The sequence below is a fragment of the Fontibacillus panacisegetis genome, assembly GCF_900102215.1.
In the GTDB taxonomy this organism is placed as follows: Bacteria; Bacillota; Bacilli; order Paenibacillales; family Paenibacillaceae; genus Fontibacillus; species Fontibacillus panacisegetis.
The window spans coordinates 42,840-58,267 of the sequence record NZ_FNBG01000027.1 but is presented as its reverse complement, the minus strand read 5'-3'; the positions used below and the strand labels follow the sequence as shown (position 1 = coordinate 58,267).

The window sequence follows — 15,428 nt, the reverse complement described above, 5'->3', positions numbered from 1 at the left end:
TGTCATGTTCATCGAAGTCGATCATGTAGTATGCCTAAACATCCATTGTTACCAATTTATGCCGTTGTTATACCACACAAAAGGCGTCTTCATTATACACGACGACGTTTTGGAGGACGGCATCCGTTATGAGGAATTGGAGTAACGTCTTTAATCATGTTAACTTCAAGGCCGGCAGCTTGCAAGGAGCGGATAGCGGCTTCACGACCGGCTCCAGGACCTTTAACCATAACCTCAACGCTCTTCATACCATGTTCCATTGCTGCTTTTGCAGCAGATTCCGCAGCCATTTGTGCAGCAAACGGAGTGGATTTACGGGAACCCTTAAATCCAAGACCACCGGAGCTCGCCCAAGAAATTGCGTTACCATGTGGATCAGTAATCGTAACAATAGTGTTATTGAAGGTAGAGCGGATATGTGCCACACCAGTTTCAATATTTTTACGGTCACGACGTTTAGTACGTACGACTTTTTTTGGTTTAGCCATTGTCTGTTATCCCCCCTTCTTATTTCTTCTTGTTCGCTACAGTACGACGAGGACCCTTACGAGTACGGGCATTCGTTTTAGTACGTTGTCCACGAACAGGCAAGCCACGGCGATGACGAACACCGCGGTAGCAGCCGATTTCAATCAACCGCTTAATATTTAAGGAAATTTCACGACGCAAGTCGCCTTCAACCTTGACTGTTTTGTCGATCGTTTCGCGTAGTTTGCTAACCTCATCTTCCGTCAAATCACGAACACGAGTGTCCGGATTGATGCCTGTAGTGTTCAGGATTTTCTGGGAAGTCGTTTTACCGATTCCGAAAATGTAAGTTAAGGCGATCTCAACGCGTTTATCACGTGGCAAATCCACACCAGCTATACGTGCCATTTTACGCTACACCCCCTTCTTTAACCTTGTTTTTGTTTGTGTTTAGGATTTTCGCAAATCACCATGACATTGCCTTTGCGACGAATGACTTTGCATTTTTCGCAAATTGGCTTTACAGAAGGTCTCACCTTCATGTTGATTACCCCCTCAAAGTTAAGCCGAACAAAACTTTCATCGTAAGCGTATGCTGTTCTGCAGAGCAAAACTCTCATTATCACCTATGCTTGTTTTGCGAAGCAAAACTCTCTTCGTAAGGAATTCTAGTTTTACTCAACCTGAATATAATAACACACATTTGTTACAAATGGTACTAAATCTATTTACGATACGTAATACGACCTTTTGTAAGATCGTATGGCGATAATTGAACAACTACTTTATCACCAGTTAGAATCCGGATAAAGTGCATACGCAGCTTCCCGGATACGTGAGCAAGAATTTGATGACCATTCTCTAGCTCAACTTTAAATGTAGCGTTTGGCAACGGTTCTAAAACCGTGCCTTCGACTTCAATGACATCTTCTTTAGCCACAGTCAGTCTCCTTTCTATTCGGCATTAGAATTGGCGAATTCCGCATAAGCGTTCACTGCGAAACGCAGTTTACCGTTTGTTACGAAGCCGCATTCTTGCAAACTTTGAACTACCTCGCCGCTGATCATCGGCTGAAATTCAAGATGCTGTATATTTTTACGTTTAGGCTGGTCAAACTTCCGTCTGTCCCCATCCGCGATCATCACAAATTTGTCATCGACGATTCCAATGATCACGTAAACGTCACCTGCATCTCTACCCTTCAGAACTTTCACCAATTGACCGAGCTGTGCTTCCTTGAGGTGCTTCACCTTCATCACCTACGCATCCAGCTTAGTGAAAATTTCCATGCCATCCGCTGTAACAGCCACTGTATGCTCAAAGTGAGCACATAGTGATCCATCCACAGTGACGACCGTCCAATTATCTTCCAGTGTTCTGACATACCGTTTCCCAACGTTAACCATCGGTTCAATCGCAAGCACCATTCCTGGTTTCAGGCGTGGACCACGATCCGGAGTGCCATAGTTAGGAATTTGCGGTTCTTCATGCAATTCAGATCCTATGCCGTGTCCGACATATTCGCGAACAACAGAAAAACCTGCATCTTCAATGAATTTCTGGATTTCATGCGAGATGGTGAACAAGCGTACATCAGGTTTGACAAGTGCTAGACCTGCATATAGCGATCCTTCGGTTACTTCCAGAAGCTTCTTCGCTTCTTCAGAAATCTCACCAACTGGATAAGTCCAGGCTGAATCACCATGAAAACCACGATATTCAGCGCCAATATCAAGACTGACGATGTCGCCCTCGTTCAATTTGCGTTTGCTAGGAAATCCATGTACCAATTCTTCGTTAACCGATGCGCAAATACTATAAGGAAAACCGTTGTAGCCTTTGAAAGACGGCAAAGCGTCTTGACTGCGAATGAACTTATCGGCAATGTGATCGAGCTCGCCCGTCGTAATCCCAGGCTCAATCGATTTCGCCATGAGTCTGTGCGTTTCAGCTACGATACGCCCTGCTTCTCTCATAAAGCCCAGTTCCGTTTCGGATTTACAAATGATCATTAACCTAACCTCGCAGTATAGATACGATTTCTTTCGTTACCGTATCAATTTCCTGTTCTCCATCTACTTGACGAAGCAATCCTTTATCTTCATAGAACTTGAGGAGAGGTGCCGTTTTGTTGATATATTCGTCCAGACGTGTTCCTACGCTCTCTTCATTATCGTCGGAGCGCTGATACAACTCGCCGCCGCACTTATCACAAACACCTTCCTGAACAGGCGGATTAAAGAGCACATGAAATGTAGATCCACAAGACTTGCAAATTCGACGTCCTGTTAGACGAGCTAGCAATTTATTGCGATCTACTTTCAAGTTGACGACATGTTCCAGTTTTCTACCTAACCCGCTAAGCAATTCTTCCAGCGCTTCCGCTTGAGAAAGGGTTCTTGGAAAACCGTCCAATAAAAAACCTTTTTCGCAATCGGACTGCTGAAGACGCTCACGAACGATACCGACCGTTACATCATCGGGAACCAGAAGACCTTTATCCATATACTCTTTCGCTTGTACTCCTACAGGTGTTGCCTGTTTAATCGCCAGACGAAATGCATCGCCAGTGGAGATGTGAGGAATACCGAATTCGTTAACGATGGCCTCTGCTTGTGTTCCTTTACCTGCCCCAGGAGGTCCCATGAATAAAATGTTCATGTCTATCACTCCCTCCAAGACTGATTCTACTTAGAAAACAGCACAATAGGTGCCAGGCGAGTTCAGAATCCAACTCGGCCCGGAACCTATCGACTATTTATTGATAAAGCCTTTATAGTGACGCTTAATTAATTGTCCTTCGATTGTCTTCATCGTATCCAGTGCAACACCGATAACGATAAGGATCGAAGTACCACCGATTTGAACAGTACGCGGCAAATTAGCGAGCGCCCCCAAACCGATTGGCAAGATGGAAATGACAGCCAGGAAAATCGCTCCCGTCATTGTCAGACGAGTTAATACCTTAGTCAGGTATTTCTCGGTTGTTTTACCTGGACGAATTCCTGGAATGTAACCGCCATTTTTCTTCATATTTTCAGCCATTTGCTGTGGATTCATCTGTACGAAAGTATAGAAGAATGTGAAGCCAATGATCATGACAATATAAAGCACCATTCCCAAAGGACGGTCTATAGCAAAGTTATCACTGATCCATTTTGCCCAATTATGTGTCGACCAGAAGTTCGCGATTACAACAGGGAATTGTAGCAACGATACAGCAAAGATAACTGGAATAACACCCGCTGCATTGATTTTGAGCGGAATATGCGTGTTTTGTCCACCGTACATCTTGTTACCTACAACACGTTTAGCATACTGTACCGGAATTTTCCGAATAGCCTGCTGAATATAGATAACGCCGATAACGATCAATACACATACAAGAACGACTGCAATCGATTTAACTACGTTCATGAAGTTTTGACCCTCAACGATAAACTCGGATTGAGCGATACTCTGAATATGAGATGGAATAGCAGCAACGATCCCTGCAAAGATAATCAAGGAAATACCGTTGCCAATACCCTTCTCAGTAATCTGCTCACCAAGCCACATCAAGAAAGATGTACCTGCAGTCAATACAATTGCAATTACAAGATAATCAGCAAAGGTTGCATTAGGCACCATGTCCGTTCCATACAAGCGGTTGAAACCAATTGAAGTAGCAAAGGCTTGAATGATAGCTAGAATTACTGTACCGTAACGAGTAATCTGAGCCATTTTTTTCTTACCATGCTCCCCTTGTTTTGCCCATTCCGCAAATTTTGGAATTACATCCATAGAGAGAAGTTGGACGATGATGGATGCCGTGATATAAGGCATAATCCCGAGCGCGAAGATCGAGAAATTCTTGAGCGCTCCGCCCGAGAAGGTATTCAAGAGCCCAAACAACTCGCTTCCCGCACTATTTACTGATTCAAATACAGACGTATCAACGCCCGGAACCGGAACGAAGGAACCGATCCGGTAAATAATGAAAATAAACAGCGTGAAAAGAATTCGATTGCGCAGGTCCTGAACATGCCATATGTTCTTAATGGTTTTAATCATTAGATCACCTCGGTTTTACCGCCGGCAGCCTCGATTTTCTCTACCGCAGATTGAGAGAACTTATTTGCTTTCACTGTCAATTTGACAGTAACTTCACCGTTGCCAAGAATCTTGATTCCGCTCTTCGCGTTTTTCACGATTCCTTGTTCAAACAACAGTTCAGGAGTTACTTCCGTATCCGCCGCAAAGTTGTTAAGTTCCTCGATGTTCACAATCGCATACTCTTTCCGCGTTGGATTCGTAAATCCGCGTTTTGGCAAGCGACGATACAGCGGGTTTTGGCCGCCTTCGAAGCCCGGACGCACACCACCGCCGGAACGAGCGTTTTGACCTTTGTGACCACGCGTAGATGTTTTACCCATACCGCTACCTGTACCACGACCTACGCGTTTACGTTCATGACGTGATCCAGCAGCTGGGGAGAGCTCATGTAACTTCATCGTTCGTTGCACCTCCTTATTTATTGTTGACATTTGAGCATATCGTTAACCCGTTAACCGGGTTAACTCTATGGATCAAAGTGACGTTTCGCAGTTAGTCCAAAGGATTACTCCGAAATTTCTTGTACTTTTACCAAGTGGCTTACATGATTCACCATACCACGGATGGCTGGGTTGTCGTTATGAACCACAGTTTGGTTGATCTTGCGAAGTCCCAATGTTTTCACGGTAGTACGTTGGTTCTCCGGACGACCGATCAAACTACGCACGAGGGTAATTTGCAGTTTAGCCATGAGATTCCCTCCTTAACCGAGAAGTTCTTCGACGGATTTACCGCGTAATTTCGCAACATCTTCAGCGCGTTTCAGACGGGACAAGCCCTCTAAAGTCGCGTTAACCATGTTGATGGAATTCGAAGAACCTAAAGATTTTGTTAGAATGTCGCCTACGCCAGCAAGTTCGAGAACCGCACGAACTGGTCCACCAGCGATAACCCCTGTACCTTCAGATGCAGGTTTCAACAGTACACGACCAGCACCGAAATGCCCAGTAACCAGGTGAGGAATAGTAGTTCCTACGAGTGGAACATACACAAGATTTTTCTTAGCATCTTCAATTCCTTTGCGAATTGCATCAGGAACTTCGCCAGCTTTACCGATACCAGCGCCTACCCAGCCTTTGCCGTCGCCGACAACTACAAGAGCACTGAAGCTAAAACGGCGTCCGCCTTTAACTACTTTAGCAACGCGGTTAATATTTACAACTCTTTCAGACAATTCTAGAGTGTTCGGATCTACACGCAAGTCGTTAACCTCCTTTTAGCAAATATTTTAGAATTCAAGACCTGCTTCACGGGCAGCGTCAGCCAATGCTTGAATACGTCCATGGTAGAGGTATCCTCCACGGTCGAAGACAACATTTTTATGGCCTTTTTCTGCAGCACGTTTGGCAACCAATTCGCCGACTTTACGAGCAGCTTCTACGTTGCCCCCGTTGTTGATATCAGCGCTGATTTCTTTATCTACTGTAGAAGCAGATGCAAGAGTTACGCCAGCAGCATCGTCGATCAATTGTGCATAAATATGTTTGGAAGAGCGGTATACGTTAAGTCTTGGACGTTCAGCCGTTCCTTGGATTTTTTTCCGTACACGCAAATGTCTTTTCAGACGTGCTTTATTTTTATCACCTTTTGTAATCATGACTCCATTTCACTCCTTTCGGTTTACCTTCACAAGCTGTTCATATCAACACGCCAGTAAAAGCCCGCTAAGAAGAAACTTATTTCTTCTTACCGGCTTTACCTTCTTTACGAATGATGCGTTCACCTTCGTACTTGATACCTTTACCTTTGTAAGGTTCAGGTGCACGTACAGCACGAATTTTCGCAGCGTATTCGCCTACGCGTTCTTTATTGATCCCACTCACGATGATTTTTGTATTTGAAGGAACTTCGAATACAATACCGGCCTCAGGAGTGATTTCAACTGGATGAGAGTAACCAACGTTAAGAACGAGTTTCTCACCAGATTTGCTTGCACGGTAACCTACGCCAACGAGTTCGAGTGTTTTGGAGAAGCCATCGGTTACTCCACTCACCATGTTGTTCACTACGCTACGAGTAGTACCGTGAAGTGAACGATGCAATTTATTATCAGAAGGACGATCAACTGTAATTAGGTTTTCTTCAACCGTTACTTTGATGTCCTTATGAAGCTCACGAGTCAAGGTACCTTTAGGTCCTTTAACTGTAATTACACTATTATCGAGTGTGACATTCACACCACTTGGTACTGTAATTGGTTTGCGACCAATACGAGACATTTGCTGCACCTCCTTGTTTTGTGACGTTTATTACCAAACGTAGCAGACAACTTCGCCGCCAGCTTTTGCTTGACGAGCTTCTTTGTCAGTCATAACTCCTTTGGAAGTCGAGATAATCGCGATTCCAAGACCACCGAGAACACGAGGAACTTCATTACTCTTCGTGTACACGCGAAGGCCTGGTTTACTGATTCTCTTAAGTCCGGAGATGACGCGCTCATTGTTAGGGCCGTATTTCAAGAAAATACGAATGATCCCTTGTTTGTTATCTTCAACATATTCTGCATCACGGATAAAACCTTCACGCTTCAAGATCTCAGCGATTTGTTTTTTGATCGTTGACGCAGGCAACTCTACAGTCTCGTGGCGAACCGTGTTCGCGTTACGAATACGTGTAAGCATATCTGCAATTGGATCTGACATAGTCATACGTGTAAACCTCCTTCCCGTTGTTGATTGTTTACCAGCTTGCTTTTTTCACGCCAGGAATCTGGCCTTTATAAGCTAATTCACGGAAGCAAATTCTGCAAATTTTGTACTTTTGCAACACCGAATGTGGACGACCACAACGTTCGCAACGGGTATATGCCCGTACCTTAAATTTAGGTGCACGTTGTTGTTTAACTTTCATCGAAGTTTTTGCCACTTAGCCTGACACCTCCTAAATAGTTTCGGAGAATTTAAAACTCAACTTATTTCACAAATGGCATACCGAGCCCGGTCAACAATTCGCGGGATTCTTCATCGGTTTTTGCCGTAGTTACGATAACGATATCCATACCACGTACTTTATCAACTTGATCATACTCGATTTCAGGGAAGATCAATTGTTCCTTGAGGCCGAGTGTATAGTTACCACGTCCGTCAAATGCTTTCGTCGATACACCGTGGAAGTCACGTACACGAGGAAGCGTAACATTAAACAGTTTGTCGAGGAAATGATACATACGTTCGCCGCGAAGAGTTACCTTCACACCGATTGGCATGTTTTCACGGAGTTTGAAACCTGCGATGGATTTTTTAGCGCGAGTGATAACTGGTTTTTGACCAGAGATCAGTTGCAAATCGTTAACCGCAGAATCAAGTACCTTAGAGTTAGATACAGCTTCACCAACACCCATGTTGATAACAACCTTCTCAATTTTAGGCACTTGCATTACAGTCGAATAGTTGAATTTTTGAATCAAAGCAGGTGTCACTTCGTTCAAAAAACGTTCTTTCAATCTAGCTGCCATGAATCATGGACCTCCTTTCTTTACGTTCCTGGATTAGTCGATTACTTCTCCGGATTTCTTAGCAACACGAACTTTTTTACCGTTGTCCAATACTTTGTAACCGATACGAGTTACTGTTCCGCTCTTAGGATCAACGTGCATAACGTTCGATACATGAATCGGAGCTTCTTTCTCGATAATGCCGCCTTGCGGATTCAATTGGTTAGGTTTTTGATGCTTCTTAACCATGTTGACGCCTTCCACAAGCACGCGGTTTTCACGAGGATAAGCAGCGATAACACGGCCTTTTTTACCTTTGTCTTTACCGCTGATCACGATAACCGTATCGTCTTTTTTGACGTGCAGCTTATTGTTATGGGATTCAAGAACTTTTTTCAGTCTTGGCATTTTCGTACACCTCCTGTTTCTTCAGCTTAATAATCGGGGTTAGGTTTTAGATAACTTCCGGAGCCAAGGAAACGATTTTCATGAAATCTCTATCACGAAGTTCGCGAGCAACAGGTCCGAAAATACGAGTACCGCGTGGGCTCTTGTCATCCTTAACTACAACTGCTGCATTCTCATCGAATGCGATGTAGGAACCGTCTTTACGACGAACCGAACGTTTTGTACGAACAACAACCGCTTTGACTACGTCACCCTTTTTGACAACGCCGCCTGGTGTTGCTTGTTTCACAGAACAAACGATCAAGTCACCGATTTGCGCTGTACGACGACCGGTACCACCCAAAACGCGGATACACATCAATTCCTTCGCGCCGGAGTTGTCAGCAACATGCAAACGTGTAAATGGTTGAATCATGGATATTTCCTCCTTTCAGTCTAAGCTACCGAGCAATTAGATGATTACCGCTTCTTCTACCACTTCAACAAGTCTCCAACGTTTGTCTTTGGACAAAGGACGAGTTTCAGCAATTTTAACGATATCACCGATTTTAGCTGTATTATTTTCATCATGCGCTTTAAATTTCTTAGTGTATTTAATGCGCTTATGGTACAGATCATGTTTCTTATAGGTTTCTACAGCTACAACGATGGTTTTATCCATTTTGTCGCTGACGACTTTACCAATTTGCACTTTACGGGCATTACGTTCGCTCATGGTTAGCCTCCTTCCTAGAATTAGGCGCTTTCCTTAGCTAGGAGAGCGTTATTAACTAATGATCCCAAGTTCTCTTTGACGTAATACGGTTTTAGCACGAGCTATTTCCTTACGCACGTCACGGATACGAGTCGGGTTGTCAAGTTGGCCAGTAGCCAGTTGAAAACGGAGGTTAAAGAGTTCTTCTTTAAATCCTGCGACTTTTTGTTCAATCTCAGCAGTGGTTAAGTTGCGAAGTTCATTAGCTTTCATTTGCTTCACCACCCAATTCTTCACGTTTCACAAACTTAGTTTTGATCGGCAGTTTGTGAGCAGCAAGACGCATAGCTTCACGTGCGATTTCTTCAGATACTCCGGCAAGCTCAAACATGATTTTGCCTGGTTTCACAACTGCGACCCATTTTTCTACGTTACCTTTACCACTACCCATCCGGACTTCAAGAGGCTTTTGAGTAATCGGTTTGTCAGGGAAAATTTTAATCCATACTTTACCGCCACGTTTGATGTAACGCGTCATTGCAATACGCGCTGCTTCGATTTGACGGTTTGTGATCCAAGTTGGCTCAAGAGCTTGCAGACCGTATTCACCGAAGTTAAGTTCAGTGCCGCCTTTAGCTTGGCCTCTCATATTACCGCGTTGTTGCTTGCGGTGTTTTACGCGTTTTGGTACCAACATGATTAGTTGCCTCCTTCCTGAGCAGCTTGTTGTTTCTTAGCCGTAGGAAGAACCTCTCCACGATAGATCCATACTTTTACGCCGATACGGCCGTAAGTTGTATGCGCTTCTGCCGTACCATAATCGATGTCGGCGCGGAGCGTATGAAGTGGAACAGTTCCTTCACTGTAGCCTTCCGAACGAGCAATTTCAGCACCGCCGAGACGACCGCTGACTGCTGTTTTAATCCCTTTCGCTCCTGAACGCATAGTTCTTTGAATCGCTTGTTTCAGCGCACGACGGAAAGAAACACGACGTTCCAATTGTTGTGCGATGCTTTCTGCGACAAGAATCGCGTCAAGATCAGGGTGTTTGATTTCAGAGATGTTAATGTGAACCTTTTTGCCACCTGCGATTTTCGTAATTTCGTTGCGCAGATTTTCTACTTCAGAACCACCTTTACCAATTACCATACCTGGTTTGGCAGTGTGGATCGTTACGTTCACACGATTAGCCGCTCTCTCGATTTCAATGCGAGATACAGCGGAGTCTTTCAATTTATTTTTCAGATGTTCACGAATTTTTACGTCTTCAAGCAAAAGATCACCAAAGTCTTTGCCTGCGTACCATTTAGATTCCCAATCACGGATAATCCCTACTCGTAATCCGACCGGATTTACCTTTTGGCCCACACGTTTTCCCTCCTTATTTTTCGGATACCACCAATGTAATGTGGCTGGTGCGTTTGTTGATCCGGCTTGCGCGTCCCATTGCACGAGGGCGGAAACGTTTCATTGTCGGACCTTGGTTTACAAAAGCTTGAGATACAACCAATTTATTTACATCCAGAGAATAATTATGTTCAGCATTAGCAATCGCCGAGTTCAAAAGCTTTTCCACGATCGGGGAAGCCGCCTTTGGAGTGTGACGGAGAATTGCGATAGCTTCGCCAACTTGCTTGCCGCGGATCAAATCAACAACGAGTTGAGCTTTCCGTGGAGCAATGCGAATTGACCTTGCATGTGCTTTAGCTTCCATCTGTTTTACCTCCTCTCAAACGAAGAACTTATTAATTAACGTCTCGTTTTCTTATCGTCGTCCGTATGACCTTTGTAGGTACGGGTTGGAGCAAATTCGCCCAGCTTATGTCCTACCATATCCTCAGTAACATATACTGGCACATGTTTACGGCCATCATAAACTCCGAACGTATGACCAATGAATTGCGGGAAAATCGTAGAACGACGTGACCAAGTTTTGATAACAACTTTCTTGTTCGAAGCGCTCACTTCTTCCACTTTCTTCAACAGGTAACCATCAATAAATGGCCCTTTTTTCAGACTGCGACCCATTAAGATATCCTCCCTTCGTTACGCTGCTCGTTTCCATCTTTTATCCACAGCCGCGAAGCGATCCGCAAAAGGCGGATTACTTCGTGCGGCGGCGAACGATATATTTATCAGATGCCTTGCCTTTTTTACGCGTTTTGTAACCAAGGGTCGGTTTGCCCCAAGGAGACAATGGAGATTTACGACCGATAGGAGCGCGACCTTCACCACCACCGTGAGGGTGATCGTTAGGGTTCATAACTACACCGCGAACCTCTGGACGTTGTCCGAGCCAGCGATTACGGCCAGCTTTACCGATTTTCACAAGTTCGTGATCACCGTTACCTACAGAACCAATTGTAGCGCGGCAAACTTTAAGAATCTTACGAACTTCACCAGATGAAAGGCGAACTGTTACGTATTTTTCTTCTTTACCAAGCAATTGAGCTTCAGTACCAGCTGCACGAACGAGTTGTCCACCTTTACCAGGTTTCAACTCAATGTTGTGGATAACTGTACCTACCGGAATGTTTTCCAGTGGAAGAGCGTTACCGATTTTGATGTCGGATCCTACTCCAGATTCGATTACGTCGCCAACTTTAAGCCCTTTCGGAGCGATAATGTAGCGTTTTTCACCGTCTGCATAATGAATCAAAGCGATGTTAGAAGTCCGGTTCGGGTCGTACTCAATCGTAGCAACGCGGCCTGGAATTCCATCTTTGTTCCGTTTGAAGTCGATGATACGGTATTTACGTTTGTGTCCGCCGCCATGATGACGAACTGTAATTTTACCTTGGTTGTTACGTCCAGCCGTTTTGCTCAGTGGTGCAAGCAATGATTTCTCAGGCTGATTCGTTGTGATTTCTTCAAAAGTTGACACGGACATACCACGTCTAGCAGGTGATGTCGGTTTGTACTTTTTAATTGGCACTAGATTTCCCTCCTTACTTCAACGATTTATACCGATTCAAAAAACTCGAGCGGTTTGCTGCCTTCAGCCAATGTTACGAACGCTTTTTTCCATTCGGATCTGTATCCGAAATGACGGCCATAACGTTTTGGTTTTGCAGGAACGCGCAAGGTATTTACATTGCTCACTTTCACATTAAAGATCGCTTCTACAGCTTGTTTGATTTCGGTCTTGTTAGCACGAATGTCCACTTCAAACACATATTTCATGCCATCCATGTATCCAGCCGTACGTTCCGTAATCACCGGGCGCTTAATAATATCACGAGGATCTTTCATTACGCGAGCACCTCCTCTACCTTCTGAACTGCTTCTTTCGTAATGATCAGCTTGTCGTACGTAAGCACATCAAGAACATTAATGCCGTCAGCTGCTACGAATTTAACACCTGGAATATTACGAGCAGAAAGAGCTACATTATCGTCATAGCTAGGTGCTACAATCAATGCTTTACGTTCCACTTTCAGGTTGTTCAAAATCGCTGCAAACTCTTTAGTTTTTGGTGCATTCAAAGTAAGTGCATCAAGCACGATAATGTCTTGATCAATTACTTTCGCAGACAAAGCCGATTTAATCGCCAAACGACGAACTTTCTTCGGCAATTTATAGGAATAGCTGCGCGGAGTTGGTCCGAACACGATACCACCGCCAACCCATTGCGGGGAGCGAATGGAACCTTGACGAGCGCGTCCTGTTCCTTTTTGTTTCCAAGGTTTACGGCCACCGCCGCGAACTTCGGAGCGTCCTTTTACTTTATGGGTACCAAAACGAAGGGATGCACGTTGCATAACAACTGCTTCATGAAGCACATGAGTGTTCGGCTCAATACCGAATACTGCATCGTTCAACTCTACTTCGCCTACTTGGCTACCGCTAACATTAAAAAGTGCTACTTTTGGCATTTCTTGTTCCTCCTTTCTTCAATCAATTATTTCTTAATAGTTTGTTTCACTTTTACAAAACTGTTCTTAGGACCTGGGATCGAACCTTTAACGAGGATTACGTTACGTTCTGCATCCACTTTGATCACTTCAAGGTTTTGAATAGTTACTGTTTCACTACCCATGTGTCCTGGCAGGCGTTTGCCTTTAGGAACGCGGTTCGCTTGAATGGAACCCATGGAACCTGGTCTACGATGATAACGGGAACCGTGCGCCATTGGGCCGCGGCTTTGTCCCCAGCGTTTGATAACACCCTGGAACCCTTTACCCTTCGAAATACCTGTTACGTCAACAAATTCGCCCTCAGCGAAGATATCAACCTTGACCTCTTGGCCAACTTCATATCCTGCCAAATCAACATTGCGAATTTCACGAACGTAGCGCTTAGGCGTTGTATTTGCCTTCTTAGCATGACCTGCTTCAGGCTTGTTAGATCTGGATTCCTTTTTATCGGCATAACCGATTTGAATCGCTTCATAACCGTCATTCTCTACATCTTTCTTTTGAAGAACAACATTGGCACTTGCCTCAATAACCGTTACAGGAATAACATTCCCTTCCGGAGTAAACACTTGAGTCATTCCAAGTTTTTTTCCTAAGATACCTTTCATGTTGACACCTCTTTTCCTTTCCTGATTCCATTACTTAATGGATATTACAATTTGATTTCGATATCTACACCGGACGGCAGGTCCAAGCGCATCAAGGCATCCACAGTTTGTGGAGTCGGATTAACAATGTCGATCAGACGCTTGTGCGTCCGTTGTTCGAATTGTTCCCGGGAATCCTTGTACTTGTGTACCGCACGGAGAATAGTAATAATTTGTTTTTCAGTTGGCAGCGGAATTGGCCCGGATACACCAGCACCAGAACGTTTTGCCGTTTCAACGATTTTCTCTGCGGATTGATCAAGAATTCTGTGGTCATAAGCTTTCAAACGAATACGAATTTTTTGCTTTGCCATTTTAGTCCCTCCTTCTATCGCCCAATTTGGTATCGGACATACTCCGTGAAAATTTTCTGACCACTGCTCCATGGCAAAGGGGCCGGGTGTGTCAGTAACCTCTCACATCATCGCAACGTCACAGAACAACATTCATTATTATATAGAAAAGATAGACTAATTGCAACAATTACTTTATGTATTTTAAAAATAAAAAGAGCTGCCCCAGTCTAATGACTAGAACAGCTCTGTAATCAGGCAGTAAAACCTAATTATTTACTGATGTTAACAACTGCACCTGAACCTACTGTACGTCCACCTTCACGGATGGAGAAGCGAGTTCCTTCTTCGATCGCGATTGGAGAAATCAGTTGTACTGTAACTTCGATGTTGTCACCAGGCATAACCATTTCAGTACCTTCTGGCAGGTTGATGATACCTGTTACGTCAGTTGTACGGAAATAGAATTGTGGACGGTAGCCAGTGAAGAAAGGTTTATGACGTCCGCCTTCTTCTTTAGTCAATACGTATACTTGAGCAGAAAACTCAGTGTGCGGATTAACTGAACCTGGTTTAGCAAGTACTTGACCACGTTCGATTTGGTTACGGTCTACACCGCGAAGCAATGCGCCGATGTTGTCGCCCGCTTGAGCGGAATCAAGCAATTTACGGAACATTTCTACACCAGTAACGACGGATTTCTTAGTTTCTTCTTGGATACCAACGATTTCGATTTCATCGCCAACTTTAACAGTACCACGCTCTACACGACCTGTAGCAACTGTACCACGGCCTGTGATGGAGAATACGTCCTCGACAGGCATAAGGAATGGTTTGTCAACTGGACGTTCTGGAAGCGGAATGTAAGTGTCGATTGTTTCGAACATTTCAACGATTTTCTTAGCCCATTCGCCTTCTGGGTTTTGCAAAGCTTCACGAGCAGAACCACGAGTGATTGGAGTGTCATCACCAGGGAATTCATATTCGTTCAAGAGGTCACGAACTTCCATTTCAACAAGTTCAAGAAGCTCTTCGTCTTCAACCATATCACATTTGTTCAAGAATACTACGATGTAAGGAACACCTACGTTACGGGACAAAAGGATATGCTCACGAGTTTGTGGCATTGGACCGTCAGCTGCGGATACAACCAAGATCGCTCCGTCCATTTGTGCTGCACCAGTGATCATGTTTTTAACATAGTCGGCGTGACCTGGGCAGTCAACGTGTGCATAGTGACGGTTGTTAGTTTCATACTCAACGTGTGCAGTTGAGATTGTGATACCGCGTTCGCGTTCTTCTGGAGCTTTATCAATTTGGTCGAATGCTACAGCAGCACCGCCATAAGTTTTGGACAATACAGTTGTGATTGCTGCAGTCAAAGTAGTTTTACCATGGTCAACGTGACCGATTGTTCCGATATTAACATGCGGTTTAGTACGTTCATATTTAGCCTTTGCCATTTTAAACAT

At 44.3% G+C, this 15,428-nt stretch carries 30 protein-coding genes; all 30 read right to left on the bottom strand.

The features are described from left to right. Positions 1-92 precede the first annotated feature (92 nt). A complete protein-coding gene (gene rpsK, locus BLS49_RS19120) occupies positions 93-488 on the bottom strand; it encodes a 30S ribosomal protein S11 (protein ID WP_091234561.1) in 396 nt (131 codons plus the stop codon). 19 nt (positions 489-507) lie between these two features. Continuing rightward, positions 508-876: a 30S ribosomal protein S13 gene (gene rpsM / locus BLS49_RS19115; protein ID WP_018753970.1), complete on the bottom strand. Its 369-nt coding sequence runs from the start codon at positions 874-876 to the stop codon at positions 508-510. 20 nt (positions 877-896) lie between these two features. Then, on the bottom strand, positions 897-1,010 hold the full coding sequence (rpmJ, locus tag BLS49_RS19110; protein WP_003333770.1) for a 50S ribosomal protein L36: 114 nt from the start codon (positions 1,008-1,010) through the stop codon (positions 897-899). 182 nt (positions 1,011-1,192) lie between these two features. Further along, positions 1,193-1,408 carry a translation initiation factor IF-1 gene (infA, locus tag BLS49_RS19105; protein WP_017692098.1) on the bottom strand — a complete coding sequence of 72 codons (216 nt, stop codon included), beginning with the start codon at positions 1,406-1,408 and terminating at the stop codon, positions 1,193-1,195. Positions 1,409-1,422: 14 nt separating this feature from the next. Then, complete coding sequence (locus BLS49_RS19100) at positions 1,423-1,725, bottom strand: KOW domain-containing RNA-binding protein (RefSeq protein ID WP_091234557.1); 303 nt, start codon at positions 1,723-1,725, stop codon at positions 1,423-1,425. A 3-nt stretch (positions 1,726-1,728) separates the two neighbouring features. Continuing rightward, positions 1,729-2,481, bottom strand: a complete 753-nt coding sequence (gene map, locus BLS49_RS19095) for a type I methionyl aminopeptidase (RefSeq protein ID WP_091234554.1) — start codon at positions 2,479-2,481, stop codon at positions 1,729-1,731. 4 nt (positions 2,482-2,485) lie between these two features. Next, on the bottom strand, positions 2,486-3,130 hold the full coding sequence (locus BLS49_RS19090; RefSeq protein WP_091234551.1) for an adenylate kinase: 645 nt from the start codon (positions 3,128-3,130) through the stop codon (positions 2,486-2,488). 93 nt (positions 3,131-3,223) lie between these two features. Beyond that, a complete protein-coding gene (gene secY / locus BLS49_RS19085) occupies positions 3,224-4,522 on the bottom strand; it encodes a preprotein translocase subunit SecY (RefSeq protein WP_091234548.1) in 1,299 nt (432 codons plus the stop codon). After that, positions 4,522-4,962: a 50S ribosomal protein L15 gene (gene rplO, locus BLS49_RS19080; RefSeq protein ID WP_091234544.1), complete on the bottom strand. Its 441-nt coding sequence runs from the start codon at positions 4,960-4,962 to the stop codon at positions 4,522-4,524. The genes secY and rplO overlap by 1 nt, the downstream gene beginning before the upstream one ends. A 107-nt stretch (positions 4,963-5,069) precedes the next feature. Further along, positions 5,070-5,255: a 50S ribosomal protein L30 gene (gene rpmD / locus BLS49_RS19075; protein ID WP_091234541.1), complete on the bottom strand. Its 186-nt coding sequence runs from the start codon at positions 5,253-5,255 to the stop codon at positions 5,070-5,072. Between the two features lie 12 nt (positions 5,256-5,267). Further along, positions 5,268-5,765: a 30S ribosomal protein S5 gene (gene rpsE / locus BLS49_RS19070; protein ID WP_091234539.1), complete on the bottom strand. Its 498-nt coding sequence runs from the start codon at positions 5,763-5,765 to the stop codon at positions 5,268-5,270. Between the two features lie 27 nt (positions 5,766-5,792). Further along, positions 5,793-6,161: a 50S ribosomal protein L18 gene (rplR, locus tag BLS49_RS19065; RefSeq protein WP_091234536.1), complete on the bottom strand. Its 369-nt coding sequence runs from the start codon at positions 6,159-6,161 to the stop codon at positions 5,793-5,795. A 79-nt stretch (positions 6,162-6,240) separates the two neighbouring features. Next, a complete protein-coding gene (rplF, locus tag BLS49_RS19060; RefSeq protein WP_091234532.1) occupies positions 6,241-6,783 on the bottom strand; it encodes a 50S ribosomal protein L6 in 543 nt (180 codons plus the stop codon). 30 nt (positions 6,784-6,813) lie between these two features. After that, positions 6,814-7,212 (bottom strand): 30S ribosomal protein S8, encoded by a 399-nt coding sequence (gene rpsH / locus BLS49_RS19055; RefSeq protein WP_091234528.1) that lies wholly within the window; start codon positions 7,210-7,212, stop codon positions 6,814-6,816. Positions 7,213-7,243: 31 nt separating this feature from the next. Beyond that, positions 7,244-7,429 carry a type Z 30S ribosomal protein S14 gene (locus tag BLS49_RS19050; RefSeq protein WP_085279072.1) on the bottom strand — a complete coding sequence of 62 codons (186 nt, stop codon included), beginning with the start codon at positions 7,427-7,429 and terminating at the stop codon, positions 7,244-7,246. Between the two features lie 46 nt (positions 7,430-7,475). Next, a complete protein-coding gene (gene rplE / locus BLS49_RS19045) occupies positions 7,476-8,018 on the bottom strand; it encodes a 50S ribosomal protein L5 (protein ID WP_091234524.1) in 543 nt (180 codons plus the stop codon). A gap of 33 nt (positions 8,019-8,051) precedes the next feature. After that, positions 8,052-8,405 (bottom strand): 50S ribosomal protein L24, encoded by a 354-nt coding sequence (gene rplX / locus BLS49_RS19040; protein WP_091234522.1) that lies wholly within the window; start codon positions 8,403-8,405, stop codon positions 8,052-8,054. 46 nt (positions 8,406-8,451) lie between these two features. Further along, positions 8,452-8,820, bottom strand: a complete 369-nt coding sequence (gene rplN / locus BLS49_RS19035) for a 50S ribosomal protein L14 (protein ID WP_091234520.1) — start codon at positions 8,818-8,820, stop codon at positions 8,452-8,454. A gap of 36 nt (positions 8,821-8,856) precedes the next feature. Continuing rightward, positions 8,857-9,120 (bottom strand): 30S ribosomal protein S17, encoded by a 264-nt coding sequence (gene rpsQ, locus BLS49_RS19030; RefSeq protein WP_091234517.1) that lies wholly within the window; start codon positions 9,118-9,120, stop codon positions 8,857-8,859. Between the two features lie 51 nt (positions 9,121-9,171). Continuing rightward, the gene (gene rpmC / locus BLS49_RS19025) at positions 9,172-9,372 is read right to left on the bottom strand and encodes a 50S ribosomal protein L29 (RefSeq protein ID WP_091234513.1); all 201 of its coding nucleotides are present in this window, start codon (positions 9,370-9,372) and stop codon (positions 9,172-9,174) included. Further along, entirely contained in the window at positions 9,362-9,796 is a 435-nt protein-coding gene (rplP, locus tag BLS49_RS19020) for a 50S ribosomal protein L16 (RefSeq protein ID WP_059040326.1), read from the bottom strand. The genes rpmC and rplP overlap by 11 nt, the downstream gene beginning before the upstream one ends. A 2-nt stretch (positions 9,797-9,798) precedes the next feature. Beyond that, on the bottom strand, positions 9,799-10,467 hold the full coding sequence (rpsC, locus tag BLS49_RS19015; protein ID WP_091234511.1) for a 30S ribosomal protein S3: 669 nt from the start codon (positions 10,465-10,467) through the stop codon (positions 9,799-9,801). 13 nt (positions 10,468-10,480) lie between these two features. Then, positions 10,481-10,813 (bottom strand): 50S ribosomal protein L22, encoded by a 333-nt coding sequence (rplV, locus tag BLS49_RS19010; RefSeq protein ID WP_091234508.1) that lies wholly within the window; start codon positions 10,811-10,813, stop codon positions 10,481-10,483. A gap of 35 nt (positions 10,814-10,848) precedes the next feature. Continuing rightward, on the bottom strand, positions 10,849-11,127 hold the full coding sequence (rpsS, locus tag BLS49_RS19005; protein WP_091234505.1) for a 30S ribosomal protein S19: 279 nt from the start codon (positions 11,125-11,127) through the stop codon (positions 10,849-10,851). Positions 11,128-11,203: 76 nt separating this feature from the next. Next, a complete protein-coding gene (rplB, locus tag BLS49_RS19000; protein WP_091234502.1) occupies positions 11,204-12,034 on the bottom strand; it encodes a 50S ribosomal protein L2 in 831 nt (276 codons plus the stop codon). Between the two features lie 26 nt (positions 12,035-12,060). Beyond that, entirely contained in the window at positions 12,061-12,351 is a 291-nt protein-coding gene (gene rplW, locus BLS49_RS18995; RefSeq protein ID WP_091234499.1) for a 50S ribosomal protein L23, read from the bottom strand. Further along, positions 12,351-12,974 carry a 50S ribosomal protein L4 gene (gene rplD, locus BLS49_RS18990; protein WP_091234496.1) on the bottom strand — a complete coding sequence of 208 codons (624 nt, stop codon included), beginning with the start codon at positions 12,972-12,974 and terminating at the stop codon, positions 12,351-12,353. Before rplD ends, rplW begins: the two co-directional genes overlap by 1 nt. 26 nt (positions 12,975-13,000) lie before the next feature. Next, positions 13,001-13,624: a 50S ribosomal protein L3 gene (rplC, locus tag BLS49_RS18985; protein WP_091234493.1), complete on the bottom strand. Its 624-nt coding sequence runs from the start codon at positions 13,622-13,624 to the stop codon at positions 13,001-13,003. A 44-nt stretch (positions 13,625-13,668) separates the two neighbouring features. Further along, on the bottom strand, positions 13,669-13,977 hold the full coding sequence (gene rpsJ / locus BLS49_RS18980; protein ID WP_017692074.1) for a 30S ribosomal protein S10: 309 nt from the start codon (positions 13,975-13,977) through the stop codon (positions 13,669-13,671). A 251-nt stretch (positions 13,978-14,228) separates the two neighbouring features. Next, a complete protein-coding gene (gene tuf / locus BLS49_RS18975; RefSeq protein ID WP_091234489.1) occupies positions 14,229-15,419 on the bottom strand; it encodes an elongation factor Tu in 1,191 nt (396 codons plus the stop codon). Between the last annotated feature and the right edge of the window lie 9 nt (positions 15,420-15,428).

Bases quoted from the DNA above. Each gene is read 5' to 3' on its own strand.
- rplC (WP_091234493.1), bottom strand. From the start codon at position 13,624: ATGAAAGGTATCTTAGGAAAAAAACTTGGAATGACTCAAGTGTTTACT.
- rpsM (WP_018753970.1), bottom strand. From the start codon at position 876: ATGGCACGTATAGCTGGTGTGGATTTGCCACGTGATAAACGCGTTGAG.
- rplW (WP_091234499.1), bottom strand. From the start codon at position 12,351: ATGAAAGATCCTCGTGATATTATTAAGCGCCCGGTGATTACGGAACGT.
- rplE (WP_091234524.1), bottom strand. From the start codon at position 8,018: ATGGCAGCTAGATTGAAAGAACGTTTTTTGAACGAAGTGACACCTGCT.
- rpsS (WP_091234505.1), bottom strand. From the start codon at position 11,127: ATGGGTCGCAGTCTGAAAAAAGGGCCATTTATTGATGGTTACCTGTTG.
- rplN (WP_091234520.1), bottom strand. From the start codon at position 8,820: ATGATTCAACCATTTACACGTTTGCATGTTGCTGACAACTCCGGCGCG.
- map (WP_091234554.1), bottom strand. From the start codon at position 2,481: ATGATCATTTGTAAATCCGAAACGGAACTGGGCTTTATGAGAGAAGCA.
- rplD (WP_091234496.1), bottom strand. From the start codon at position 12,974: ATGCCAAAAGTAGCACTTTTTAATGTTAGCGGTAGCCAAGTAGGCGAA.
- rplO (WP_091234544.1), bottom strand. From the start codon at position 4,962: ATGAAGTTACATGAGCTCTCCCCAGCTGCTGGATCACGTCATGAACGT.
- secY (WP_091234548.1), bottom strand. From the start codon at position 4,522: ATGATTAAAACCATTAAGAACATATGGCATGTTCAGGACCTGCGCAAT.
- rplV (WP_091234508.1), bottom strand. From the start codon at position 10,813: ATGGAAGCTAAAGCACATGCAAGGTCAATTCGCATTGCTCCACGGAAA.
- tuf (WP_091234489.1), bottom strand. From the start codon at position 15,419: ATGGCAAAGGCTAAATATGAACGTACTAAACCGCATGTTAATATCGGA.
- rpsQ (WP_091234517.1), bottom strand. From the start codon at position 9,120: ATGAGCGAACGTAATGCCCGTAAAGTGCAAATTGGTAAAGTCGTCAGC.
- BLS49_RS19100 (WP_091234557.1), bottom strand. From the start codon at position 1,725: ATGAAGGTGAAGCACCTCAAGGAAGCACAGCTCGGTCAATTGGTGAAA.
- rplF (WP_091234532.1), bottom strand. From the start codon at position 6,783: ATGTCTCGTATTGGTCGCAAACCAATTACAGTACCAAGTGGTGTGAAT.
- rplP (WP_059040326.1), bottom strand. From the start codon at position 9,796: ATGTTGGTACCAAAACGCGTAAAACACCGCAAGCAACAACGCGGTAAT.
- rplX (WP_091234522.1), bottom strand. From the start codon at position 8,405: ATGCCAAGACTGAAAAAAGTTCTTGAATCCCATAACAATAAGCTGCAC.
- rpsK (WP_091234561.1), bottom strand. From the start codon at position 488: ATGGCTAAACCAAAAAAAGTCGTACGTACTAAACGTCGTGACCGTAAA.
- rpmD (WP_091234541.1), bottom strand. From the start codon at position 5,255: ATGGCTAAACTGCAAATTACCCTCGTGCGTAGTTTGATCGGTCGTCCG.
- rpsH (WP_091234528.1), bottom strand. From the start codon at position 7,212: ATGACTATGTCAGATCCAATTGCAGATATGCTTACACGTATTCGTAAC.
- BLS49_RS19090 (WP_091234551.1), bottom strand. From the start codon at position 3,130: ATGAACATTTTATTCATGGGACCTCCTGGGGCAGGTAAAGGAACACAA.
- rplR (WP_091234536.1), bottom strand. From the start codon at position 6,161: ATGATTACAAAAGGTGATAAAAATAAAGCACGTCTGAAAAGACATTTG.
- rpmC (WP_091234513.1), bottom strand. From the start codon at position 9,372: ATGAAAGCTAATGAACTTCGCAACTTAACCACTGCTGAGATTGAACAA.
- rpsJ (WP_017692074.1), bottom strand. From the start codon at position 13,977: ATGGCAAAGCAAAAAATTCGTATTCGTTTGAAAGCTTATGACCACAGA.
- rpmJ (WP_003333770.1), bottom strand. From the start codon at position 1,010: ATGAAGGTGAGACCTTCTGTAAAGCCAATTTGCGAAAAATGCAAAGTC.